This window comes from Lentilitoribacter sp. Alg239-R112 (assembly GCF_900537175.1).
Taxonomy (GTDB): Bacteria; Pseudomonadota; Alphaproteobacteria; order Rhizobiales; family Rhizobiaceae; genus Lentilitoribacter.
This window is the reverse complement of the sequence record NZ_LS999833.1, coordinates 756,284-779,819: the sequence shown is the minus strand read 5'-3', so window position 1 is coordinate 779,819 and position 23,536 is coordinate 756,284. Positions and strand designations below refer to the sequence as shown.

General features: G+C 43.6%; 23 protein-coding genes. 16 read left to right on the top strand and 7 right to left on the bottom strand.

Annotated features, from left to right (window positions below; translation table 11 throughout):
* A complete protein-coding gene (locus G3W54_RS04275) occupies positions 1 to 222 on the bottom strand; it encodes a hypothetical protein (RefSeq protein WP_162651889.1) in 222 nt (73 codons plus the stop codon).
* A 102-nt stretch (positions 223 to 324) separates the two neighbouring features.
* Between G3W54_RS04275 and G3W54_RS04270 the strand changes: the two genes are divergently transcribed.
* Positions 325 to 1,215, top strand: coding sequence for a LysR family transcriptional regulator (locus tag G3W54_RS04270; RefSeq protein ID WP_162651888.1), 891 nt, complete (start codon positions 325 to 327; stop codon positions 1,213 to 1,215).
* A gap of 75 nt (positions 1,216 to 1,290) precedes the next feature.
* On the opposite strand, the gene G3W54_RS04265 is transcribed toward G3W54_RS04270, so the two are convergent.
* From G3W54_RS04265 to G3W54_RS04250, 4 genes are all read right to left on the bottom strand, one after another.
* Positions 1,291 to 1,917, bottom strand: a complete 627-nt coding sequence (locus G3W54_RS04265) for a tyrosine-type recombinase/integrase (RefSeq protein ID WP_244627830.1) — start codon at positions 1,915 to 1,917, stop codon at positions 1,291 to 1,293.
* Between the two features lie 147 nt (positions 1,918 to 2,064).
* A complete protein-coding gene (locus G3W54_RS04260; RefSeq protein WP_162651887.1) occupies positions 2,065 to 3,018 on the bottom strand; it encodes an FAD:protein FMN transferase in 954 nt (317 codons plus the stop codon).
* A gap of 31 nt (positions 3,019 to 3,049) precedes the next feature.
* Positions 3,050 to 5,248 (bottom strand): PepSY domain-containing protein, encoded by a 2,199-nt coding sequence (locus G3W54_RS04255; protein WP_162651886.1) that lies wholly within the window; start codon positions 5,246 to 5,248, stop codon positions 3,050 to 3,052.
* A 13-nt stretch (positions 5,249 to 5,261) separates the two neighbouring features.
* On the bottom strand, positions 5,262 to 5,735 hold the full coding sequence (locus G3W54_RS04250) for a DUF2271 domain-containing protein (RefSeq protein WP_162651885.1): 474 nt from the start codon (positions 5,733 to 5,735) through the stop codon (positions 5,262 to 5,264).
* 144 nt (positions 5,736 to 5,879) lie between these two features.
* Between G3W54_RS04250 and G3W54_RS04245 the strand changes: the two genes are divergently transcribed.
* The 6 genes from G3W54_RS04245 to G3W54_RS04220 all read left to right on the top strand — a co-directional run bounded on the left by G3W54_RS04245 (position 5,880) and on the right by G3W54_RS04220 (position 13,282).
* Entirely contained in the window at positions 5,880 to 6,536 is a 657-nt protein-coding gene (locus G3W54_RS04245) for a response regulator (RefSeq protein WP_162651884.1), read from the top strand.
* On the top strand, positions 6,533 to 7,864 hold the full coding sequence (locus tag G3W54_RS04240; protein WP_162651883.1) for a HAMP domain-containing sensor histidine kinase: 1,332 nt from the start codon (positions 6,533 to 6,535) through the stop codon (positions 7,862 to 7,864). Before G3W54_RS04245 ends, G3W54_RS04240 begins: the two co-directional genes overlap by 4 nt.
* A 1,393-nt stretch (positions 7,865 to 9,257) precedes the next feature.
* The gene (locus G3W54_RS04235; RefSeq protein ID WP_162651882.1) at positions 9,258 to 9,416 is read left to right on the top strand and encodes a hypothetical protein; all 159 of its coding nucleotides are present in this window, start codon (positions 9,258 to 9,260) and stop codon (positions 9,414 to 9,416) included.
* A 584-nt stretch (positions 9,417 to 10,000) separates the two neighbouring features.
* Entirely contained in the window at positions 10,001 to 10,219 is a 219-nt protein-coding gene (locus G3W54_RS04230; protein WP_162651881.1) for a hypothetical protein, read from the top strand.
* A gap of 23 nt (positions 10,220 to 10,242) precedes the next feature.
* Positions 10,243 to 11,955 (top strand): type I secretion system permease/ATPase, encoded by a 1,713-nt coding sequence (locus tag G3W54_RS04225; RefSeq protein WP_343162559.1) that lies wholly within the window; start codon positions 10,243 to 10,245, stop codon positions 11,953 to 11,955.
* Positions 11,956 to 11,962: 7 nt separating this feature from the next.
* The gene (locus G3W54_RS04220; protein WP_162651880.1) at positions 11,963 to 13,282 is read left to right on the top strand and encodes an HlyD family type I secretion periplasmic adaptor subunit; all 1,320 of its coding nucleotides are present in this window, start codon (positions 11,963 to 11,965) and stop codon (positions 13,280 to 13,282) included.
* Positions 13,283 to 13,762: 480 nt separating this feature from the next.
* Here the strand turns inward: G3W54_RS04220 and G3W54_RS04215 are convergent, their stop codons facing one another.
* Entirely contained in the window at positions 13,763 to 14,068 is a 306-nt protein-coding gene (locus tag G3W54_RS04215; RefSeq protein WP_162651879.1) for a metalloregulator ArsR/SmtB family transcription factor, read from the bottom strand.
* A 70-nt stretch (positions 14,069 to 14,138) separates the two neighbouring features.
* Between G3W54_RS04215 and G3W54_RS04210 the strand changes: the two genes are divergently transcribed.
* The 7 genes from G3W54_RS04210 to G3W54_RS04180 all read left to right on the top strand — a co-directional run bounded on the left by G3W54_RS04210 (position 14,139) and on the right by G3W54_RS04180 (position 20,438).
* A complete protein-coding gene (locus G3W54_RS04210) occupies positions 14,139 to 14,366 on the top strand; it encodes a DUF2892 domain-containing protein (protein WP_162651878.1) in 228 nt (75 codons plus the stop codon).
* Between the two features lies 1 nt (position 14,367).
* The gene (locus tag G3W54_RS04205) at positions 14,368 to 14,799 is read left to right on the top strand and encodes a YeeE/YedE family protein (RefSeq protein WP_162651877.1); all 432 of its coding nucleotides are present in this window, start codon (positions 14,368 to 14,370) and stop codon (positions 14,797 to 14,799) included.
* Between the two features lie 4 nt (positions 14,800 to 14,803).
* Complete coding sequence (locus G3W54_RS04200; RefSeq protein ID WP_162651876.1) at positions 14,804 to 15,232, top strand: DUF6691 family protein; 429 nt, start codon at positions 14,804 to 14,806, stop codon at positions 15,230 to 15,232.
* A 94-nt stretch (positions 15,233 to 15,326) separates the two neighbouring features.
* A complete protein-coding gene (locus tag G3W54_RS04195) occupies positions 15,327 to 16,211 on the top strand; it encodes an MBL fold metallo-hydrolase (protein WP_162651875.1) in 885 nt (294 codons plus the stop codon).
* 52 nt (positions 16,212 to 16,263) lie between these two features.
* On the top strand, positions 16,264 to 17,946 hold the full coding sequence (locus G3W54_RS04190; protein ID WP_162651874.1) for a bifunctional protein tyrosine phosphatase family protein/NAD(P)/FAD-dependent oxidoreductase: 1,683 nt from the start codon (positions 16,264 to 16,266) through the stop codon (positions 17,944 to 17,946).
* A 68-nt stretch (positions 17,947 to 18,014) separates the two neighbouring features.
* The gene (gene sulP, locus G3W54_RS04185; RefSeq protein WP_162651873.1) at positions 18,015 to 19,754 is read left to right on the top strand and encodes a sulfate permease; all 1,740 of its coding nucleotides are present in this window, start codon (positions 18,015 to 18,017) and stop codon (positions 19,752 to 19,754) included.
* 57 nt (positions 19,755 to 19,811) lie between these two features.
* Entirely contained in the window at positions 19,812 to 20,438 is a 627-nt protein-coding gene (locus G3W54_RS04180) for a peroxiredoxin (protein ID WP_162651872.1), read from the top strand.
* Between the two features lie 74 nt (positions 20,439 to 20,512).
* Here the strand turns inward: G3W54_RS04180 and G3W54_RS04175 are convergent, their stop codons facing one another.
* On the bottom strand, positions 20,513 to 20,959 hold the full coding sequence (locus tag G3W54_RS04175; protein WP_162651871.1) for an Rrf2 family transcriptional regulator: 447 nt from the start codon (positions 20,957 to 20,959) through the stop codon (positions 20,513 to 20,515).
* 138 nt (positions 20,960 to 21,097) lie between these two features.
* Between G3W54_RS04175 and G3W54_RS04170 the strand changes: the two genes are divergently transcribed.
* Entirely contained in the window at positions 21,098 to 22,522 is a 1,425-nt protein-coding gene (locus tag G3W54_RS04170) for a cytochrome ubiquinol oxidase subunit I (RefSeq protein ID WP_162651870.1), read from the top strand.
* Positions 22,519 to 23,523 (top strand): cytochrome d ubiquinol oxidase subunit II, encoded by a 1,005-nt coding sequence (gene cydB, locus G3W54_RS04165; protein ID WP_174244206.1) that lies wholly within the window; start codon positions 22,519 to 22,521, stop codon positions 23,521 to 23,523. Before G3W54_RS04170 ends, cydB begins: the two co-directional genes overlap by 4 nt.
* Positions 23,524 to 23,536 lie beyond the last annotated feature (13 nt).

Sequence of the window (23,536 nt, the reverse complement as noted above, 5' to 3'; positions counted from 1 at the left end):
TCAGTGACCTTTTTGAATGAGTTCCGTTGTTTCAGCATCGAGAACTGCAAGAGCCGATGCGATTTTCTGACGTTGCCCCAAAAGGTAGTTGAACTGGCAATCACAAACAGCGATCGGCGTTGGATACGAACTAATTTCTTTTGCCAAGATCTTTCGCGCCACATTCAGCTCGGCCTTGGCAAGTTCAAGACACTCTTCAGGTGTTGTTGTATTGCTCTGCATATTCAGCTCCTTTTGATAGGATTATAAGGCAGATCATAGACAAATTTTTCATTATAGATATTATATGAAATACGTAAAATTCATATATTTTGGATATGCTTTATGGAACTTCGTCATCTAAGATATTTCAAAACCGTCGCTGAGGAAGAGCATATCACCCGGGCTGCGGAAAAGCTCAATATGCAGCAACCGCCTCTTAGTTTGCAAATTAAGGCGCTCGAACAAGAGCTTGGGGTTCAACTTTTTCGTCGATTGCCACGCGGTGTGGATTTGACAGAAGCTGGCAAGTCTTTTTACTCAGACACAAAAAGGCTACTTGATGATTTGGATCGCGCAGTTTCTAAAACACAACGCATCGAGCGTGGCGAGCAGGGTTCGGTCACAATCGGATTTACCAGCTCTGTGATCTTTCACCCATCAACCAAATTATCAATCCAGAACTTCCGAGAAAACAATAACGGGATTGAGTTGAACCTTGTGGAGGATGGGTCTGCTGAACTTGTCCACGATATTGCAGAACAAAAACTCGACGCGGCTTTTATTAGAACCAATATCTCCCATATCGATAATATTAAAACTTATAAACTAGCCGACGAAGAAATCATGTTAGCAATGCCTGTTGGCCATCCACTGTTAGTATTTGATACAATTTCTGCAACGCAACTTGGCGAACACCCGCTGATCCTTTATCGACGTTCTGCAGGTCCCGGGATTTACGATAGTGTTATTTCAGCACTTAATAAAAGCGATTCCTCACCCAATATTATCCAGGAAGCCCCGCGTGTAGGCGCCGCGCTCAATCTAGTTGCGACCGGCATGGGAATAAGCTTCGTTCCTGCATCACTTTGTAGTGCACATTCAGAAGATATTCGCTATCGCCCGATTGACATTGATCCGCCATTGACTGCTTCAATATTGCTTGCATGCCGCAAGAATGAAAACTCTGTTTCCGTTCGCTCTTTTATTACCAGCGCCAGAAAAACTTTCGAATAAACTTAATTACGTCTGTAATTGGCACATCTTATTGAAAACCAGTTGAGGTGAAACGTTTCCGCTCCACCTCTGTGTTCAGACTTCAATCTTTTCTGCTATTTCCAGTGCATCATCGACCTCAACACCAAGATACCTGACGGTACTCTCGATTTTGGTGTGTCCCAGTAAAAGCTGGACTGCTCTCAGGTTTCCTGTCTTTTTGTAAATCAACGCGGCTTTGGTCCTTCTGAGTGAATGGGTACCAAATCTTTTCCGATCCAAACCAACCAATTCCACCCAATCGCCAACGAGGCGAGCATATTGCCTTGTTGTTAGGTGATCGTGTCTTCCTTTGAAGAGATATCGTTCTTCTTTGAGGCTAAATTTGGAAATATAGACATCAAGTGCAGTTCTTGTTTGTTCGGTTATTTCAAATTTGACAGGTCGCCCTGTTTTTTGCTGCCGAACAGCCGCCCGATCAATTGCATATCCATGCGGTGCTACATCTTCGACCAGTATCGATACCACATCACAACCTCGAAGCTTGCTATCTATCGCGAGATTAAATAGGGCAAGATCCCGAACTTTTCCAGTAAGCTGTAATTGTGTCCGTATAGACCAAATATGCTTTGGTTGAAGTGGTGGCTTCTGGCCAAGTAGTTTTCCTCTATTCCATGGAATATGCCGAGACAGATTTAGGTTCATTTGGATATTTTCCATCATTTTTCCTCCTGGTTTTAAATGAAGGAAATATAATGATGGAATCAAATGGCCGTTTTCAGGTTTATGAAAGGAATAGCAGACATAAGTAATCAAATCGGGGTGATCAAAAGCTGACCCAGTGCGGAAGTTTACAAGAAAATGAATTCGTCATGATACATTATCAATTAGACTTTGAAATTTACCTGTTGCAAATGAAGATATCACATTATCTGTTTTCTCAGAAATAAGAATGTCAATCTGCAATTCATTGGCTAGTTTGATAGCTTTTTCCCTACCTATGACAAGAAATGCTGTCGCCCATGCGTCTGCTGAGATGCCGTGGTCGAGCGCAACGGTAACCGATGCTATATTGTTTTGTACCGGCCTACCTTTTTTTGTATCTATGCTGTGCGAGATAGTGGTTTCACCTACATGTTTGAAATGCCGGTAATTGCCCGAGGTTGCGAGCGCTATGTTCGTTACTTCTATCGTAAGTGCTGTGTCGCGCAGATTATAATCTGGTTTCTCAATCCCAATTGACCATGGTTCGTTATTAAGAGTTAAGCCGCTTGCTTTTAGTTCCCCATCAATAGATACGAGGAAGTTTTCGATATTAAACTCAAGTAGCACTCGCGCCATTTCATCAACACCGAAACCCTTAGCAATGCCGCAGAGGTCTATATCAATTGGTGCATGTTTCCGTAGTTTGAACTGATCCAAGTCAAGTTCTAGAATTTCGTGCGCTGGCAATATCTCGAAAATGTTCTTTACGAGGTCGCTATTTACCTTTTGATTAGGCCCAAAGCCCCAGTCATCAACGAGTTTTCCAACGCCAATATTAAATGCACCCTTGGTCAGTTTTCCGATATAAAGTGCCTCGTTTAGAACTACTGCAAGCTCCCGTGGAATATCGACCCAAGTATTTATAGGCGTGCGATTAACTCGCATCAAATCTGAGTTAGGCTTCCATGTAGACATTTGATTGTCGACGCGGTCAACAGCATATTGAAGTGCACTTATAATCTTTTCTACATCGGTGTTTTCAGGTGCAACAAATATCGCGGAAAAACGTGTTCCCATTGTTGATCCGTCGACCTCAAACCTTTGCATGGTTTTACTCATGTTCATCATTTCCGTATGGTTGATATTGTGATTAGTAAACATCTTCGAGATACCGATTTTGGAGTTGAAGTGAGGTGATAGTTTCGCCTTGTGGAACGAGAATGGAGTTGATCGTCTCGCGTACAGAGTTAGCCATTTCTGGGCCGCCGCACACCATGATTTGGGCCCCTTGAGCAACAAGAGATTTCAGTAATTCAGCTTCAAGCTTCAAGCGATCTTGGACGTAAAGACGATTTGCAAATCTTGAGAAAGCCAGAAAGATTTTACTCAATCTATTTCGGTTCATGAGGTCAACCAGAGTGTCTTTATATATGAAATCAGTGTGTGGGTTACGCCCACCCCAGAACAGATAAGTCGGTCGCTGCTCAGTATTTTGTCTTGCAATTCCGGCAAGTGGTGCAATTCCCGTTCCAGCGCCAATCATAACGATAGGAGCATCTGTTTGATCCGGTTTAAATCGCAGGTTTTCTTTAAGGAAGAAGTTAATTAACTCGCCTTCTTCTAAATTGAGAAGATAGTTTGAGCAGAGACCACATTTGTGCAGTTTAACGCAAATCTCGATAAATCCATCATCTGAACTAGACGCGATCGAGTAATAGCGTGGCACTGAACTAATAGGCGGAATTACACCTATAAGATCTCCAGCTTCAAAGGTTTTCATTTTCGAGCTTAGAAGTTCTTGCCTTAAAGCAAAGCGCAAGATAGCTGTGGGTGCATCGTTTTCCTGTGAGCGTGCTACAATTTTCGAAAGTGCGATCTGCTGTGTTTTGATGTTTCGCGGAACGTGCTCCAAGTCCAGATTAACACCCATTTTTTGGCCAATAGTTTTGCCCCAATCCTTGAAGCTCTGCGATGATTGTTGATTTATCTTGGAAAGTGGATCAAGAAAATTTGCCTGTTTTTTGCGAAGCAAAATTTCAACTTTATTTGCAAAGGCGCAGAAATCAGTGAACTGTTTGTCGCCAAAGCCTAAGACATTAAATTTTGTCAGGGGATTGAGTTCCAGTGCGCGCAGCTTTGCCTCAAACTGATCTGCTGAGCTCGGAGCTATACCATCACCATATGTTGAAGTGAGGATGAAAACATGCGCCACATCAAGATGATCTTGTGAAATGCTGTTCATCGCTTCGGTTCTTACTTTTTTGCCTTGCTCGGTAAGCGCTTTATGCAATGTTGATGCAAACCCCCATGTGGCATTACCTTCGCTTCCAACGAGAATAATTGTGTCCGCTGTTTCTAAATCAGAATTTTGTTCGATGCGCCCTCCACTACGACGTCGTTTTAGCCATATGATAATTCCTGTGAATGAAAGCACCGGAATTGCAAGTGCAGATAGACCTAGAATGATTGCAAACAGAGCCGATGTTAACCCTCCACCTTGCCCCGTGTGCAGCATATATATTTTCTCATAGGTTTTCTGTGCTCTTCCATTTTCAGAAAAAGCAATTATCTCGCCTGTAACTTGATCTATAAAGCCCGCGCCAGAAGCGGTTTTGATTGTAAATACATCTGTAGGGTCGTCGGGATACGGAAATGTAAGTTCGCGCAAGTTTGATAATGGTACGCTTAATAGCGCACTCATATCTGCTGGCGAGATCGGCGACCCAATGGCAACCTCTTCTGGAAATGGTAGAGTTTCAGTGCTTGCGTCGGGTAGGACAGCAAATGTCACCATAGACATATATAGGCCCGTTATTGCAGATAATGTGAAACCTGCCATTGTGACACGGGCAATATCAATATGAAGGCGTTGTGATTTGGTCCCGCGCGCAGATGAGAAGATCTTTGTCCAACCACCCATGCGTTTTGCCAGCATCACTAAGCCAGAATAAGAGATGAACAAGAGGCAAATCGCGCTAATGCCTGCAATAATTCGCCCAAAATCACCTAAAAATATCGATCGATGCAGTTCGTTCATGAAGCTCATAGTTACTGACCTCGGTGTCTGAGGCGTGACTTCACCCGTCTTTGTGTTCAAAACAGATGTTGAGACTTCATTTTGAGAAAGCCCGTGTATGAGAACTGCACCGCTCGCTTTGCGTTCTATTCTTTCAATACCGGTTACTTTTTGATTTGCCATATGCGTTATTTCAGCAACGCTTATACCATGTGACGTGGCAACAGGAATACGTTCAAGCATGGGCTCGACCGAAAGGTATGCACCCGTAAACGCAACGACACTGACTAATAACCCAATGATTAATCCAGATAATGAATGAACAGAACGCATGTTTATACCCTCTCTAGTTCCATTGAACTTTAACGGATTTAACGAAGCCTTTGCCGTTTGCAACTGCACTTGATTGCGTCGAGTTCATCACAACAGCAGCGTCGCTTTTAAACTCGCCGCGGTCTTCAACAGCTGTATCAACATGAACTTGATAACCTGCACTAAGCAAAGCGTCTTTCACGTTGGCGCTCACGGTAAATGTGCGACCTGATCCAACGCTCGCACCAGATAAACCATCCAATTTCTGTTTCGAGCGCGATGAACCCCGTATCCAGCCCCGGAGATGTTTTCTATATTTGTTTTTACTTCCTTTTATGGAAAGAGTTGAGTGGAACTGTCCATTAGGTTTTGTCAGATAAACTGCAACATAGGCAGGCGGGCCTCGGAACCCTTTCATTGTGACAGTTGCGGAAATTGTTTTTGCATACGCTAGACTGGGTGCCATAAGTGCAGTTGAAAGCGCCAAAGCTGTGATAATTTTCCTCATGATGTTACCTTTCTCAATTTTGCTCAGATATGGTGTTGTGCTAGAGCTAATCAGAGAAGCTGACGGCACCCTTACAGTTAAAGATAATTTCGTTCAGCTTCCTGTAAGCTTTGTGTCGCAAATGTGGGCAAGAAGGGAATTCACTTGCGTATTCTATTTGTTGAAGATGACCACGTTTTGGGTGGTGCTATTCGCGACCATATGTTGGCAACCGGGCATAGTGTTGACTGGATGAAGCGAAAGGACGAGACGCTGCTTGCATTGCAAACGGTCAGTTATGAACTCATTCTTCTTGATTTTGGTCTACCAGATGGCAAAGGAATTGATATTCTCAATCATGTAAGGGGCGACAAAAATGATGTGCCTGTTATTATTTCAACAGCTCAAGATCAGATTGAAATGAGAATTGAAGGTCTTAATTCAGGCGCCGATGATTATCTTGTTAAACCTTATGATCTTCATGAATTGTCTGCTCGATTAATGGCAGTTTCCCGCCGTTATTCAAACCAATCTTTGCCAGCGATTGATATTGGTTCTTTATCGGTTAACCTTGGTCGTAAAATTATCTCTCTTGATGGAAAGCAGCTGATATTGACTGCTCGCGAATGGTCGGTGCTTGAGCGCCTTGTGCGAAATAGAGGTGGTATCGTTCCCAAGGCGGACATTGAAGATTCACTCTATGAATTCGGTGCCGAAATCGAGAGCAATGCTGTTGAGGTTTATATCAGCAGACTACGTAAGAAAATTGGCAAGGATGTCATTAAAACCATACGCGGTATCGGTTATCAGGTTGAGCAGTGAAGAAGACATCATCCATCACAAAAAGACTGACAATCGGACTTGTTTCTGGTGTGGTTTTATTCTGGCTAAGCGCAACGCTAATAGCTGGTCTCGTTGTTCAGTATGAATTAAACGAAGCATTTGATCAATCGCTTGAACAGGCTGCTATTCGTCTTCTCCCGCTGGCGATCCATGATATTGAAGAGCGTGCGGAAGGTGAAGTCAGTGAGGAATACCGCATAGCGTCCTTGGAAAATTTCGACAGTCGTTTCACTTATTATATAAGAGACGAAAACGGTAACAAAGTTACACTGCCGGATGATTTTCAACCTGATATTCAATTGCAAAATGTGCCGGATGGGTTTTCAGATATTAGCGCCGTGAGATATTTTGCTATTACGGATTTAGATTCCGGTTTTGGCATCGTAATTGCAGAGAATACAGATCACCGTATAGTTGCATTATGGGAAAGCGTTCTTGCCTTGATATTGCCTTTAGCGGCACTAATACCGATGATGATAATAGGTATTCTATACGCAATCAAAAAAGCAATGATGCCCATCAAGGCTTTACAAGACGATATTGCAAAACGAGACGGGTCAAACCTCGCTCCGCTTTCAAGTAAACAATATCCAAATGAACTTGCGCCAATTTCTGAAGCGGTAGCAAGTTTACTTGAACGGCTCGGCAAAGCACTCAATGCAGAACGTGCATTTGCCGCAAGTAGTGCTCATGAACTTCGAACACCATTGGCAGGTGCGTTAGCTCAAGTTCAACGCCTAGCTCTGGAGTTGGAAAATGGTAATGGACAACAACGTATTGCCGATATTGAAAAGTCTTTGAAGCATCTGTCTGATTTGTCAGAGAAGTTACTCCAACTTTCACGTACTGAAACTGGTTTTGCGAAATCTGAAAGCCGGGTGAAACTCATACCGATACTTAAGCTCTTGCTGGATGACTTCTCTGCGGGTAGCAAACACATGGGGCAGATTGTTTTGCATAACCCAGACGATGTTCAGCTATATGCCAAAATCACACAAGATGCATTTGCCATTATCATTCGCAATCTTGTTGAAAATGCGAGAAAACATGGCGCCCCAGATAAACCTATCTACGTAGCTATAGAGAGTGAAATATCGTTTTCAGTTATAAATGATAGCCCGATCATTTCAACTGAAATATTACAACGCTTAGACCAGCCCTTTGTGCGTGGCGAAACAAGTGCAAAGGGAACTGGTCTTGGTTTATCAATTGTAAAGTCAATTCTCGACCAGTGCGGTGGGGATTTAGAATTAGTTTCACCATGTAATAATGAGCAAGGCTTTAAAGCAGTTGTGCATCTTAATTAAGTGACCATGAATTCCACTTCTGGCATAAAACAGACCATATTAGTTTGGATTTCTAGATCGCTTTAGTGTCCAAAAGCAGACATTGAGGAGTCGTCAGACTAAGGGTGTCGTGGAGCTAGTGGATCATATGATTGCTGAGCAAAGCCCATGGCTCGACTACGTTCGCTAATCTCAATGAATTAACAGGTCCGAATTTAGATTTTCACAAAAGTTCGGGCCAAATTCAATTGATTTAATTCCGCAGGAGCCATCGACTCCAGTCGAATAAATAATTTTCAATTACCCAAACGCGATAGATACTTATAGGGGCCAACTCGGAGCCAATATTGCGGCACAATATGGAACAGGGGCAGATCTGAGGCGATCGGCAACAACGTTCCTATTAACAGTATTTCAAAACCGTATAAGTGCAATCGTAAGTCGCCGAATGACATTCTGTTCCCGTGAAACAGCAATGAACCTCACATAACAGCAATTGAAACCCATTTAACGACAATGAATTCCCGTTTAACGGAAACTCTTACCTTCTGTATAAGTTGATGATTACGCTTAATAAAACTGAATAAATTACCAAATACAGCGAGAATTGCCCTGTTTTGTTAGGAATTGGCCGAAACAGGTAGAACAGGAATAACAGACTAGAGGCTGGTTAGCTTGAGACTGGTTACACAGCCACCGCATTTTTATTTTTCAGTCGAGCTTTTGTCTCTCCGAAAATTTCATAATGAATTCATGGGTTTGTTTTTATCTCTGCGCTATAAATACGCGATAAATGGGCGTATTGGCGCGCGAGTTTATAAAAAGTCTCTGTAGGAATGTTTGGAGGTGCAGGTTTGGGGATTTTGCATCGCGTTATTTGATCGCTGATGCTTAGGTCATGCAAATATATTTATGACCTTGGGCTGGGAACAAATGCAGATCTCAGTTTAGTAGAGTTTGCGAATTATCTCAAGCTGTTCGTCTCAATCAAAGGGTAGGGGTGATTTGAGTAATTTAGCAGATGTAAGACCATGTGGCTGAAGACCTTGAAGGGTTGAATCTGTGATATCAGGTGCTAGGCAGGCGAGTTTAATGAGAAGAGAAACACGCCTAGCAGTGATCGTTGTTTTGGATTTGTCCTGTTTTGTTTCCGTGTCCTAGTATCGTTTAACTCATTTTCGTTCAAATTTGATGGGTGATAGTCCTCCTAGTGCTGAGTATCGTCGATGTGTTGTAGAAGTCATTTATGTCTTAAAACATGGCTTGTGTGATCTGTTGACGGGTATCGCCATTTGGGCATCTGTTTCTGAGGACGTCGATGCCAAGATCCGTGAGCAGATAAAAGCGGGGAGTCTTTCCTATTCGTTTACAGCAGGATGATTGGGCATCTGGATCAATCAATTGGCTTTTTGACGTGATTGCGCAAAATCAACAATTGGCGGCATTTGTAACCGCAAATTTTAAACAGGTTACCAAAGAAGGTGATTTACTCATTCATCCTCTGGTTACATGTCTCATCGATCCAGAGATACTGAAAAAGATGGGTGCTAAATCTGTTAAGAAACAGGAATAGACTTAATCACCCTTTTTCTCGCGTAGGTTTTCTCTCAGGGAATTCTCATTCATTTGCTATCACAAGATCGAAGGTCAATTTTTACTCTGAACCTAATGAAGACCGGCTGTAGCTGTTTGAACATCAGATAATTGAATCTAGCAAAAAACTCATCTGGGTTAGTCACTTTTTATACATGATTTTTATCGCGCGAATTATTTGATAATTTTGAGCTCCATTTTACCAAGAGTCTGCAAATTAATAGAAATATTTAGGGATTTTTACATTATACAAAATTCCAAATTACGCGACAATCCGCCACATCCTAAATATGATAGTATGAATTGCTGTTTAGGTTGTGTTTACTATCTGAAAGGTGAGAATTCCTATTTGTGTATTTGTGTATTTGCGGATTTCTTTTTGGATGTTTGGTGTGTTTACGAAAGTTTTTTCGGGCCTGTCGTATTCTAAATGCGTAGTCAGCCCGATTGTCTGCAAGTCTGGTTGCTGGTCAGATATTCATGGATCCGAATGAATCCGATCAAAATCATAACAGGTAGGAAGACAGGTAGATGTACCTTGCCGGATGCGAGGAGGTATGCGGCATGAAGGCGGTTTCAACTGGTCTTGTGCTGATCATTGGGTTTTTGACATTGGCCTATTGGCAGGCTTATACGAATTATTCATGGAACCAAAAAGTGACCAAAACCGTACAAACACCGGATGGCTTTGTTGCCGCCTCTAGTGTTGGGTGTATGGTTGTTTCTGAAAAGGTTAGTCTTGGCATTGCTGATTTTCATCAAGATGATTTAAGGTTTGCATAAATGCGTATTGCAGAGGGTTAGTTTTGAGTAATTCAGATAAACGACAGAACGAGATGGTCCGCAATGCATTTAAGTCTTTGCGGACTTCTTACATAGGCGTCGGCGTTGTAAGTATGGTGATTAACCTGCTGATGCTAACTGGCCCCTTGTTCATGTTGCAGGTTTATGATCGTGTGCTGGCAAGCGGGTCGGTTCCAACTCTCGTCGTGATTGGCTCCTTGGCAATTGGGCTCTATGTTTTCTATGGCGTGCTTGAGGCTTTTCGCGGCAGAATTTTAGCACGTATAGGTCAGCGTGTAGATGCGCAATTGTCCGCCGAGAGTTATGATATCTCAACAAACCTACCATTGTTGCTAGGTCCAAAAGCCACACAGTTACGTCCTGTGCAAGACTTGGATACATTACGGCAGTTTTTATCTGGGCCGGGGCCAGCAGCAATCTTTGATGTTCCATGGATGCCACTTTATCTCTGTATTGTCTTTCTTTTCCATCCTTTGTTGGGCTTTATTGCCTTAGGCGGCGGCGTAATCATTTGCATATTGATTGGCCTCAAAGAGATTGTCTCTCGTAAGCCAGTACAAGAGTTCTCGCGTGAGAATAGTCGCCGTGCAAATCTTGTAGAGATTGCTCGTAGAAATGCTGAAGTCGTGCGTGCCATGGGGATGATGCCGTCGCTTAAAAAACGTTGGGATTTACGCAATGGTGAATACCTTGACAAACAACGTGTTACAGTTGATCGAGCTGGAACTTTTGGCACGATTGTTAAGACGTTTAGATTGTTGTTGCAGTCCGCTGTTTTAGGTGTTGGTGCGTGGCTTGCCATTGGGCAAGAAGTATCGCCCGGTATTATGATTGCAGCATCGATTATGACCTCTCGTGCTTTAGCACCTATTGAACAGGCCGTTGCGCATTGGTCTGGGTTTGTCGCGGCTCGTCAGAGTAAAAAACGCCTTCAGGATGTTATTGAACAACGTGTTGAAACTGATGATGTCATGGAGTTGCCTATTCCAACGAATACGCTCAATGTCAGTCAATTGGCCTGCGGTCCTGCGGGCAGTAGGCAAATTGTTGCACAAGGTATTGCGTTTGATCTTGAAGCTGGTGATGGACTTGGTATCATTGGTCCATCTGGTTCTGGTAAATCTACCGTAGCTCGTGCTATTGTTGGTGTAACGCCTGCTTTAAAAGGTGCGATCCGATTTGATGGTGCTGAGTTGGAACAGTTTGCACCCGAACGTGTAGGGCAATTCATTGGCTACCTGCCGCAAGACATTCAGTTGTTTGATGGCTCAGTTAATGAAAACATCTCGCGTTTTATGGAAAATGCAGAGCCTGAGGCAGTAATTGAGGCCGCTAAGCTTGCTGATGTATACCAGATGATTATCGCATTACCTGATGGATTTAACACTATGATTGGTGTTTCTGGTTATACGTTATCTGCGGGGCAACAACAGCGAATTGCTTTAGCGAGGGCGCTTTATAAGAACCCATTTCTGGTCGTTCTGGATGAGCCGAATTCAAACCTGGATGCCGAAGGCGAGGGTGCGCTCACCAATGCTATTAAATCCCTGCGAGAGGCAGGGTCGATTGTTATCGTTATTGCTCATAGACCAAGTGCTATTGCAGCAGTGAATAAAGTATTGGTGATGAAAGACGGTCAGCAAATGGCCTTCGGTCCCAAGGAAGAGGTTTTGCAAAAAGTTATCGCTCCTGTTCAGGTAAAGAGCACAAGCTAGGAGATAGATGATGGAAAAAGCTGAACTAGATAAAACCCTAAAGTCCAGTGTTCGTACGCATGTTTTGATGTCGTTCGCCATTATTTTTTTATTGCTTGGTGGAATTGTTGCTTGGGCCACAATGACTGAGATTGCCGGCGCTGTTGTCGCTTCCGGTACAGTTGTGGTGGAAAGTAATATCAAACAAGTTCAGCACCAAGAAGGTGGGACTGTTCAGAGTATCCATGTAAGGAACGGCGATGTTATCGGCGTCGGCGATCTTCTAATTGGATTGGATGATACTGTAACACGGGCAAATCTTGCAGTGGTTACAAAACAGCTTGATAGCCTTTATGCTCAAGAGGCACGTCTTATCGCCGAACAGGATGGTTTAGCCGTGATTAAGTTCTCCGATGAGCGGGCTGATGATGCCGTTAGAGCAACCTCCATTGAGATCATCAAAGACAGTCAGCAACGGTTGTTTGAAGCACGACGTAATTCTCTCAATGGGCAAAAGCAACAGCTCGGCGAACAAATCGTTCAGTTTGAAAAGCAGATTGAGGGTTATCAAGCACAAAAAAAATCGAAAGTTACTGAGACTGAGTTTGTTACAAAAGAATTGGAAGATCTTGATGGCCTACTCTCGCAGCAATTGGTCTCAGCTAGCCGTGTTTCGGTACTCAATCGTGAGAAGGCGCAGCTTGAGGGCGAGTTAGGTGGTTTTACAGCTCAGATTGCGCAAACGAAAGAAGCAATCAGCGAACGCAATATGCAGATATTGCAACTGGATGAAGATTTTTTAGCAAGCGTTTTACAACAGTTGCAAGATACCCGGGTTCAAATCGCCCAACTGGAAGAACAAAGTATTGCAGCACAAGATCAGCTTACGCGCATTGAAATTAGAGCGCCACGGTCGGGACTTGTACATAACCTTAATGTTCACACGATCGGGCAGGTGATAGCCTCAGGTGAGGTCACCATGCTGATCGTGCCACAAGATGATGAACTCATTATCGAGGCACAAGTCCAACCGATCAATATTGATCAGATCGCTGCTCATCAGCAAGCAACCATCCGCCTACCAAGTTTTGATCAGCGAACAACGCCAGAACTAAAGGCAAATGTAAAAACCATCTCAGCCGATCTTCTTCAGGACGAAGTAACGGGTTTGAGTTTCTATCAAGTTCGCTTGGTTATTCCCGAAGAGGAGCTTTCTAAGCTAGGTGATAAAATCCTAGTACCCGGCATGCCTGTTGAAGCATTCATTAAAACAGAGGATAGGACTGTGATCTCATACTTGACAAAACCAATCACCGATCAGATAAAACATGCGATGAGAGAGCGGTGAAATTATTCACATGATTGCTTAAGAGGGCTACAACATCGGGTAAGTGCAATTGAATGCCGCTAAATGACATTTAGTTCCCGTTAAATAGCAATTGAAACCCATTTAACAATAGCGCAATCCCGTATAGTGACAATCCGATCCCACGTTACGACAATCGTATCCCGCCTAACGACAATCATAAACGTAGAAAATCCCAACTAACAGTCCAAAAGGCAGTGGATTGCCACTTAACGGGAACTCTAGTCTCCTGCGTAAGAGATTGATTGCGCGCCATAAAATCGAAAATTACCAAATGCAGTGAGAATTGACCTGTTTTGCGAAGATCTGACCGAAACAGGCAGAACAAGAATAACGTACAAGAGACTGTTTAGTTTGAGACTGCGTACACAGCCACCGCATTTTCTGTTTTGTAATCCAATTGGGAGTTTGTATTTGCTTGTCGGTTTTTCTACTATTTGTGCCGTTTGATGAGAAATTGCCTTATTTGGGTGCGCAGTAAAGATTATAGAGCGTTTCCATAACGGTTGAGACCTCAATACCATATAAAGAATAGAAGATAGTTTGAGCCTCACGTCTTGTTTTCACAAGTTCTGCCGTTCGTAGTTTTTTTAAATGATGAGACATGCCGGGTTGGGACATGCCAACTTGCTCCGATAGATCCAGAACGCTCTGTTCACCATTTAACAGAATACATAGGATGCGTAGCCTCGCTGGCTGAGATAGCATTTCCATAAGATTGGCTGCTTGAGCAATTTTAGGTTCAAGCTCTTTTATGTCCAAATTCATATATAGTCCTTGCATATTCGTGATTGCTTATATAAGAGATATTTTATATAAGCAACATGAAAGGTTTATTATGTTCAAATCATCTAATGTCGGTACGTCAGATCGTCTTATCCGTGTTATTCTTGGCGTAGCCCTTCTTCTTGCACCTTACTTATTCGTTTCTTCCTTCTTGGCCAACCCAATTATGCGCTGGGTAATGTTGATCGCTGGCGCTGTATTAATATTCACCGCAATAATGCGATTTTGTCCACTCTATCGCTTATTTGGACTAAATAGTTGTAAGGCTAAGGACGTTTAGAATGGAATCTGTTACCGAATTTACGCCTTGGACCTCATTGGGTGGAGGTGTTCTGATCGGAATATCCGCCATATTATTGATGGCTTTCCATGGGCGAATTGCCGGAATGACAGGTATTATGACCGGTCTTATCCCACCTTTCGTATCCGATTGGGGCTGGCGAGCCGCATTTTTGTTGGGCGCTATCATAGCTCCAATGGTCTTTATCCAGCTTGGAGGGACGGTGCCATTTGCTGTTCCGGTATCTTCTTTTGCGTTGATGGTCGGAGGATTCATCGTTGGTGTAGGGGTTTTCTTCGGTTCAGGCTGCACGAGCGGGCACGGTGTCTGCGGGATGGCGCGGTTCTCACCCAGATCAATCGCAGCAACTATTGTTTTCATGATCACGTGCTTCATAACAGTTTACTTTGTTCGTCACGTAATGGGGCCATAGTAATATGAAACTATTTTCAGCGTTAATTATAGGTGCGATTTTTGGCATTGGGATTGCTATATCCGGCATGGCTAACCCGGCAAAAGTATTAAACTTTTTTGATCTCGCCGGATCTTGGGACCCGAGTTTACTATTTGTTATGGGCGGCGCGTTGGTGACAACGGCGATCGGATACCAAATTGTTTTTCGCAGTCAATCGAAATCCTTACTGGGTGCGCCGTTCTCAATTCAGGTTAAGAATGTCATTGATGCGCGATTACTTATGGGGTCAGCATCATTCGGTGTTGGCTGGGGTATAGCCGGATTTTGTCCGGGCGGTGCAATACCGGCACTTGGTCTAGGTTATTCGCAAACATATGTTTTTGTGGTCGCGCTTGTCGCAGGCATAGCGTTTGCAAGAACAGTCAGCAATAGAGCTTTGAAAATAGCCTAATGAGGACAGTATTTGGGCTAAAGCAATATCTACATTCATAAAGTTGTATTTAAAATATATCTTATTGTGTTCAGAAAAATGAAAGGATAATCAAATGAATTCTTACCCTGTAAATATGAATAACAAACCAGAGGTTAAGGCGTTTTTTGATGAGGCAACAAATACGATTAGTTATGTTGTTAAAGACCCTACGTCGAGTTCATGCGCGATTATCGATTCAGTTATGGATATTGATTATGCTGCAGGTCGCATCACTTACGAACACGCTGACATGATCATTGCATATATTCAATCCAATGACCTGCAATTGGAATGGATTATTGAAACCCATGTTCATGCGGATCACTTATCTGCAGCACCTTACATTCAGCAAAAGCTGGGTGGTAAAATCGGTATCGGGGATAAGATATTAGTGGTTCAAGATACATTTGGAAAAGTGTTTAACGAAGGAACCGAGTTTCAACGTGATGGATCGCAGTTTGATGCGTTGTTTAAAGATGGTGATACCTACAAGATAGGTAATCTCGAGGCCTTCACAATTTATACGCCCGGCCACACACCGGCCTGCATGGTTCATGTAATGGGGAACGCTACATTTGTCGGGGACACGCTGTTTATGCCAGATGGAGGTTCTGCGCGCGCTGATTTTCCAGGTGGAGATGCGCATGAGCTGTACGATTCAATAATGAAAATTTTAGAACTACCTGACGAGATGCGCCTGTTTATGTGCCATGACTATGGTCCTAACGGCAGAGATATTCAGTGGGAAACAACTGTTGGCGATGAGAAGAAATATAACGTTCATGTTGGAGCCGGAAAAACAAAAGAAGAATTCGTAAAGTTTAGAACAGAGCGTGATGCGCAGCTTGATATGCCTAAACTCATTATCCCGTCTTTACAGGTTAACATGCGGGCTGGCGACCTCCCTAAGGATGAAGATGGGAATCCGGTTCTTAAAGTGCCTGTGAATAGCCTTTAATCTGGCTGCACATAAATAACAATGTCGGGAATTTAGTAGGGGAGTGCGGTATATGGATATTAAGAAGATAAGCGATCAACTATCAGTTAGCGGGCAAGTTTTGCCCGGCGATATTATCGCGCTTAAGAAGGGTGGCTTTAGATCTATTATCTGTAATCGACCTGACGGGGAGGGGGCAGATCAACCAACTTATAATGAGATTGAGGCTGCAGCTAAGAAAGCTGGTATTCAGGCAAGGCATATCCCTGTTACGGCAGGTAAAGTTCGCGATCAGGAAGTGAGTGCATTTGGTGTTGCCTTGCGTGAACTGCCCGGACCAGTATTTGCTTATTGTCGCACAGGAACACGCTCGGCGACATTATGGTCGCTCAATGAGGGAGCGAACCAAACGCCAATCCCGGATATATTAAGTGCAACAAAAGCTGCAGGCTATGATATGAATGGTGTGGTTCGGCGTATTGCAAACGGTGGCAAAACACCGACGGATGTCGCTGATACTACTCATGATATTGTTATCGTTGGCGGCGGAGCAGGTGGTATTTCGGTTGCGTCAAGCTTGCTTGTCCGTTCTAACGATCTTGATATTGCAATTATTGATCCGGCCGATGTGCATTATTATCAACCTGGTTGGACTATGGTTGGGGGCGGTATTTTTAATGCTGATCAAACCGCCAAAACTATGGCATCTATCATTCCGTCAGGTGTTAAGTGGATCAAGGCCGCTGTTTCTGCGTTTGAGCCAGATAATAATGCGGTAATTCTTGATGGATGTCGTGTCGTAAAATATAAACGCCTCATTGTCGCGCCTGGATTGAAGTTAAACTGGAATGGCATTGAAGGCCTTACCGATACTCTAGGTCGTAATGGTGTAACATCAAATTACAGATATGATCTCGCCCCTTATACATGGGAGCTAGTCCAAAATTTAAAAACTGGACGTGCCCTTTTCACCCAGCCGCCCATGCCTATTAAATGTGCTGGCGCACCTCAGAAAGCTTTATATTTATCCGCTGACTATTGGTTTAAAAATAGGACGATTTCAAATATCGATATTGAGTTTTACAATTCTGGTGGCGTGCTATTTGGAGTTAAAGAATATGTTCCCGCTTTGATGGATTACATCGAGCGTTATGATGCCAAATTAAATTTTATGCATACTTTAACGAAAGTCGATGGGTCCAATAAAAGAGCCTGGTTTAATAAAGTCGATGGTGAGGGAAATACTGAACTCATTGAGGCAGAGTTTGACATGTTGCACGTGGTGCCACCTCAAATAGCGCCAGATTTTATTCGGGCTTCGCCTTTGGTGGATGAAAATGGGTGGATTGATGTAGATCAAGCCACACTGCGTCATAAAGCCTACGATAATATATGGTCTTTGGGTGATGTTATGAATGCGCCAAATGCCAAAACCGCTGCGGCTGCACGTGCGCAAGCACCCGTTGTCGCTAACAATATTATGTACGATGTAGGGCAAGCTGAGGGATTGTCCCACTATAATGGTTATGGTTCATGCCCGCTGACAGTTGAACGCGGGAAAATTGTTTTGGCGGAGTTTGGTTACGGTGGCAAACTTTTACCAAGTTTCCCCAGATGGATGCTCAATGGACAAAAACCATCGCGGATGGCTTGGCTTCTGAAGGAAAAAATCCTGCCACCAATTTATTGGAAGGCAATGCTGAAAGGTAAGGAATGGTTGGTCAAACCAGAAGCTATTACGGTTGCGAAAGATTAGTTTTATTGAGTTTGAACCACAAAGGTTAGCTGTGGTTTTTATTGAGGTTCCCAGATCATGTTGCAAAAATGAAATCGGTTAATCTGTCAAATTATCTGCCCATTTTGCAATGGGGTAGGACCTACAATCAAGCTACTTTAGTCAATGATTTGGTCGCTGCGGTTATTGTAACTATCATGCTCATACCGCAATCATTGGCTTACGCATTGCTTGCTGGTTTGCCTGCAGAGATGGGGCTGTACGCGTCCATTATTCCGATTGCGCTTTATGCAATTTTCGGTACAAGCCGAGCATTGGCGGTTGGTCCAGTAGCGGTGGTCTCTCTTATGACTGCGGCAGCAATCGGCAAAATCGCGTTGCCGGGAACATCTGAATATGTCATAGCAGCAATTACTCTTGCATTCCTGTCCGGTATATTTCTTCTATTGATGGGTGTTTTGAAGCTCGGGTTTCTTGCAAATTTTCTTTCTCACCCAGTGATTGCGGGTTTTATTACCGCATCTGGTATTATTATCGCTGCCAGCCAGCTCAAACATATTCTAGGTATCCAGGCCAATGGCCATAATCTATTAGAGCTTGTCGTATCACTCATTGAAAATGCGGTCGATGCAAACTGGTTTACCGTTGGTATTGGTGTAACCGCGACAGTATTTTTATTCTGGGCGCGTAAAGGCATTAAACCGCTTCTGTTGAAGTTAGGAGTTCCTGTTTGGTTTGCCAGAATAGGGGCAAAGGTTGGTCCTGTTTTTGCAGTTGCAGCGACCATTTTAGTCGTTTGGTTGTATGATTTGGGTGCACGTGGCGTGGCCTTGGTCGGGGATGTTCCTCAAGGTTTGCCGCCGTTGACTATTCCTTCATTTTCGCAAGAGCTTTGGGTGAGTTTGATAGGGTCAGCTGTTTTAATATCAGTGATTGGCTTTGTGGAATCCATATCCGTTGCCCAGACCCTTGCCGCTAAAAAGCGATTGCGTATTAATCCAGATCAAGAATTAATCGGGCTTGGCAGTGCTAACATTGGTGCAGCTTTTTCAGGCGGCTTTCCGGTAACCGGTGGGTTCTCTCGATCAGTTGTCAATTTTGATGCGGGAGCTGATACACCCGCTGCAGGAGCTTATACTGCCGTTGGACTTGCGCTTGCATCGCTATTTCTAACTCCGCTCATTTACTTTTTACCCAAGGCTACATTGGCAGCAACAATTATTGTTGCAGTTTTATCTTTGGTTGATTTTTCTATTCTTAAAAAAACGTGGGCCTACTCAAAAGCTGATTTCATAGCGGTGCTGGCCACAATTTTAATCACTCTTGGGTTTGGTGTTGAGTTGGGCGTGAGTGCTGGCGTTGTCATTTCCGTTCTTATTCACCTTTATAAATCCTCCAAACCTCATATGGCTGTTGTTGGTCAGGTCCCCGGGTCAGAACATTATCGCAATGTGTTGCGACATGAAGTTATAACTCATCCTAACATCATTACGGTTCGTATTGATGAAAGTCTTTATTTTGCCAATGCACGTTTTTTGGAAGATGCAATATATAATCTGGTGGCAAATAAAGACGAGGTGAAGCATGTGATTTTATTGTGTTCTGCCGTCAATGCAATCGACATGAGCGCACTGGAATCCATTGAAGCGATCAACGAACGCCTAGTTGATCTCGGTATTAGTTTTCATCTCAGCGAAGTAAAAGGCCCTGTTATGGATCGCCTCATGCGAGCCTCTTTTCAAGAGCATCTATCGGGTGAAATTTACCTATCACAACATCAAGCCGTTTTGGAGTTATCGAAAGCGTGTTTGAAGAATAACTGCAAATAGGTGATGCGGGTTTGCAGTCCTCCCATAAGCATCAAATAGCAAAAAATGGAGTACAAGATGACATTACGAATTGGCGATATCGCCCCTAATTTCGACGTCGAAACCACCAAAGGGAAAATTAACTTCCACGATTGGATTGGGGGTAGTTGGGCATTCTTCTTCAGTCACCCGGCGGACTATACCCCCGTTTGCACAACTGAGATGGGTCGTACAGCACAACTGGCTGATGAATTTAAAAAGAGAAATACCAAACCAATTGGCCTCTCGACCGATACGATTGAAGAGCATAATACATGGATTTTGGATGTTAATGATACGCAAAATACCAACTTAACATTCCCTATTGTTGCTGATGCGGATCTAAGCATAGCAAAGCTCTATGACATGATACATCCGTCAGAAAGTGAGACCGCTGCGGTGCGTAGTGTGTTTATTATTGATCCTAACAAAAAAATCAGATTAACAATGACATATCCTATGTCTGTTGGGCGGAACTTTGATGAAATCCTACGCGTGATTGATGCCCTGCAGTTGGGTGATGAAAAGCATATTGCAACACCCGCAGATTGGCGCTCTGGTGATAAGGTTATCATTCCACCTTCTATCAATAACGAAGAAGCAAAAGATATCTTTCCGCAAGGGTGGGATGAAGTAAGATCCTACCTCCGGTTTACAGAAGTATAGTTTAGTTTTCTCAGAAGAAATAAGCGCGCCATATGTAATGCATATTTATGGCGCGCTTTTATAAGCAGTAGGTCTTAATCGAGGCAAAGTGCTGTATTAATGCGACCCATCAATTCGTTGCGGTTTGAGGCAATATCGGCAACTGTTAAGCCATCCAAAACCGCCATGAATGCCTCTGTTGCTTTGGTCATCGCCTTTGAAAGCTTGCATATACCCATAAGCGGGCAGGTATTCGTGTCTGGGTTAAAGCACTCAACAACATCCAGTGGACCTTCTGTTAGCCGAACAACGTCGCCGACAACAATTTTATTGGCGTCCTTCGCTAACCTGAAGCCACCATTTCGGCCACGAACTGTTTCCACATAACCTGCTTTGCCGAGTTCATGCACGATTTTGACGATATGTGGTCGAGACAATTTATGAGCATTTGCGACATCGTCCACGCGTATGAGGTTTGGCGTATGCATTGCTGCTAACTGAAGTGAGCGGAGCGCATAATTTGAATAGCTTGTTAATTTCATGGGTTTTCTGCAATTTTGTGCGACAATTTGTTATTGGTGGTGTGCGACAATAAGTTATATATTAAATATTGTTTTTAGCTACAAGCATGATTAAACTTATATTTATTATAGAACTTTAATTGTTGTTTGGAGCGATCAATGTTTTTTGATTTAAGCGCAGAGTTCCTAGCCCGCCTTCAATTTGCATTTACAGTCTCATTTCATATTATTTTTCCAGCGTTCTCTATTGGTTTAGCAAGCTTTCTAGCTGTGTTGAACGGACTTTGGCTTTGGAAAAAAGAGGCTAAATATCTCGTCTTATTTAATTACTGGTCGAAGATTTTTGCGTTAGCTTTTGGCATGGGTGTCGTGTCAGGTATCGTCATGTCATATCAATTTGGCACCAACTGGAGTGTTTTCTCTGATATTACAGGGCCAATCCTCGGCCCTCTCATGGCTTATGAAGTCTTGTCAGCATTCTTCCTTGAGGCAGGATTTCTTGGTATCATGCTTTTTGGCCGTGAGCGCGTTGGTCCAGGCTTGCATATGTTCGCAACGGCAATGGTTGCTTTCGGAACTTTAATGTCAGCGACTTGGATTCTATCCGTAAACTCATGGATGCAAACGCCACAGGGCTATTTGGTCAATGAAGTTGGTCAATTTGTGCCCGATGATTGGTGGGCGATAGTATTTAATCCTTCATTTCCTTATCGCCTGGCACATATGGTGCTTGCTGCCTTTTTAACTGTTGCGTTTGTGGTCGGTGGGGTTGGTGCTTGGCATCTTCTGAAAAAGCAGGCAGGACCGGCTACCAAAACAATGTTTTCAATGGCTATGTGGATGGCCGCAATTGTAACGCCTGTGCAAATCTTTGCAGGTGATTTACATGGTTTGAACACATTGGAATATCAACCGGTCAAAATAATGGCTATGGAAGGCCATTATGAAAGCCATCCTGAGGGCGCACCACTCATTCTATTTGGTCTACCCAATGCAGAGAAAAAGCGGGTCGATTACGCCTTAGAAATTCCAAAACTTTCGAGCTTGATATTAAAGCATGACCTAAACGCACCGCTTGATGGGCTTGATACGGTACCTGATAAAGACGAACCGCCTGTGGCCATTGTTTTTTGGAGTTTTCGAATTATGGTCGCAATTGGTTTTGCGATGTTAGGCGTTGGTCTGTGGAGCCTTTGGGCGAGATGGCGTGGCATGATCTATTCATCTAAGTGGCTCCATAGGACGGCCCTCCTTCTCGGTCCAAGCGGCTTTGTTGCTGTACTTGCAGGGTGGATCACTACGGAGGTTGGTCGACAACCATTTACTGTTTACGGGTTGCTCAGAACATCCGATTCACTTGCACCCGTTGAAGCGCCAGCGGTTGCCACATCTCTTCTGGCATTCATTGTCGTATATTTCTTTGTTTTTGGAGCTGGTGCATTTTATATTGTCCGATTAATGAGTAAACCGCCGTCTGAAGAAGAAACAATGCTGGACGATGGTCCCCTAAGAGCAGCAGGAACAACACCCGTTATTCAAATCAAGCCATCTGTTCTTCAATCAAATAATTCGGAGCAACCATGATGATCGATCTACCTTTTATTTGGGCAGGTATTATTGCTTTCTCTGTTCTCACATATGTTATTCTGGATGGGTTTGACCTTGGGGTGGGCATACTTTTTCCTTTCGCTGACGAGAACCAAGATCGCGATATTATGATGAATTCCATTGCCCCTGTTTGGGATGGAAATGAGACTTGGCTGGTTATGGGCGGCGGCGGCTTGTTCGCGGTTTTTCCGCTCGCCTACGCTACTGTTTTACCAGCACTATATATGCCGATTATCATCATGCTGTTGGCCTTAATTTTTCGCGGTGTCGCGTTTGAATATCGCTGGCGAACTCAGCGATGGAAGCGTGTTTGGGATTTGTCATTTTTTGGAGGGTCTTTTATCGCAGCTTTTATGCAGGGCATTGCATTGGGGGCTCTCGTTCAAGGTATTGCGGTAGAAAACCGTGAGTATGTTGGTGGCTGGTGGGACTGGTTAACGCCATTTTCCCTTCTGACTGGTTTTGCGGTTGTCTCCGGTTATGCATTGCTTGGTTCAACTTGGCTTATTATGAAAACAAATGATGAATTGCAGATACGCATGCGGAATATTACTTGGATATTTGCTGTGAGTACTCTCATTTTCATTGGGCTTATTAGCATCGTAACGCCATTTCTAAATCCGGTGTATTTCGAGCGGTGGTTTGCATTTCCGACCATGATTTATACAAGCTTGGTTCCGCTCTTGGTCATTTATGCCTCGTGGAAATTATTTGTCGGGCTGATCCAGCAAAGTGATTTTGCGCCGTTTTTTTCATCTTTAGTGATATTTGTGCTTTGCTTCATCGGAATAGGAATTAGTTTCTATCCTAATATTGTGCCTCCCTCTCTAACAATTTCTGAAGCCGCTGCACCTGATAGTAGTTTACTTTTTACCCTCTACGGAACGGTTGTGCTTGTGCCTCTCATATTGGGTTACACGGCATATGCCTACTGGGTTTTCCGGGGGAAAGTTGACCCACGCGAAGGGTATCACTGATGGCACAGCAAGG

Coding starts and splice junctions, on each gene's coding strand:
- G3W54_RS04275 (WP_162651889.1), bottom strand. CDS start 222: ATGCAGAGCAATACAACAACACCTGAAGAGTGTCTTGAACTTGCCAAG.
- G3W54_RS04270 (WP_162651888.1), top strand. CDS start 325: ATGGAACTTCGTCATCTAAGATATTTCAAAACCGTCGCTGAGGAAGAG.
- G3W54_RS04265 (WP_244627830.1), bottom strand. CDS start 1,917: ATGATGGAAAATATCCAAATGAACCTAAATCTGTCTCGGCATATTCCA.
- G3W54_RS04260 (WP_162651887.1), bottom strand. CDS start 3,018: ATGAGTAAAACCATGCAAAGGTTTGAGGTCGACGGATCAACAATGGGA.
- G3W54_RS04255 (WP_162651886.1), bottom strand. CDS start 5,248: ATGCGTTCTGTTCATTCATTATCTGGATTAATCATTGGGTTATTAGTC.
- G3W54_RS04250 (WP_162651885.1), bottom strand. CDS start 5,735: ATGAGGAAAATTATCACAGCTTTGGCGCTTTCAACTGCACTTATGGCA.
- G3W54_RS04230 (WP_162651881.1), top strand. CDS start 10,001: ATGAAGGCGGTTTCAACTGGTCTTGTGCTGATCATTGGGTTTTTGACA.
- G3W54_RS04220 (WP_162651880.1), top strand. CDS start 11,963: ATGATGGAAAAAGCTGAACTAGATAAAACCCTAAAGTCCAGTGTTCGT.
- G3W54_RS04215 (WP_162651879.1), bottom strand. CDS start 14,068: ATGAATTTGGACATAAAAGAGCTTGAACCTAAAATTGCTCAAGCAGCC.
- G3W54_RS04210 (WP_162651878.1), top strand. CDS start 14,139: ATGTTCAAATCATCTAATGTCGGTACGTCAGATCGTCTTATCCGTGTT.
- G3W54_RS04205 (WP_162651877.1), top strand. CDS start 14,368: ATGGAATCTGTTACCGAATTTACGCCTTGGACCTCATTGGGTGGAGGT.
- G3W54_RS04200 (WP_162651876.1), top strand. CDS start 14,804: ATGAAACTATTTTCAGCGTTAATTATAGGTGCGATTTTTGGCATTGGG.
- G3W54_RS04195 (WP_162651875.1), top strand. CDS start 15,327: ATGAATTCTTACCCTGTAAATATGAATAACAAACCAGAGGTTAAGGCG.
- G3W54_RS04190 (WP_162651874.1), top strand. CDS start 16,264: ATGGATATTAAGAAGATAAGCGATCAACTATCAGTTAGCGGGCAAGTT.
- sulP (WP_162651873.1), top strand. CDS start 18,015: ATGAAATCGGTTAATCTGTCAAATTATCTGCCCATTTTGCAATGGGGT.
- G3W54_RS04180 (WP_162651872.1), top strand. CDS start 19,812: ATGACATTACGAATTGGCGATATCGCCCCTAATTTCGACGTCGAAACC.
- G3W54_RS04175 (WP_162651871.1), bottom strand. CDS start 20,959: ATGAAATTAACAAGCTATTCAAATTATGCGCTCCGCTCACTTCAGTTA.
- G3W54_RS04170 (WP_162651870.1), top strand. CDS start 21,098: ATGTTTTTTGATTTAAGCGCAGAGTTCCTAGCCCGCCTTCAATTTGCA.
- cydB (WP_174244206.1), top strand. CDS start 22,519: ATGATGATCGATCTACCTTTTATTTGGGCAGGTATTATTGCTTTCTCT.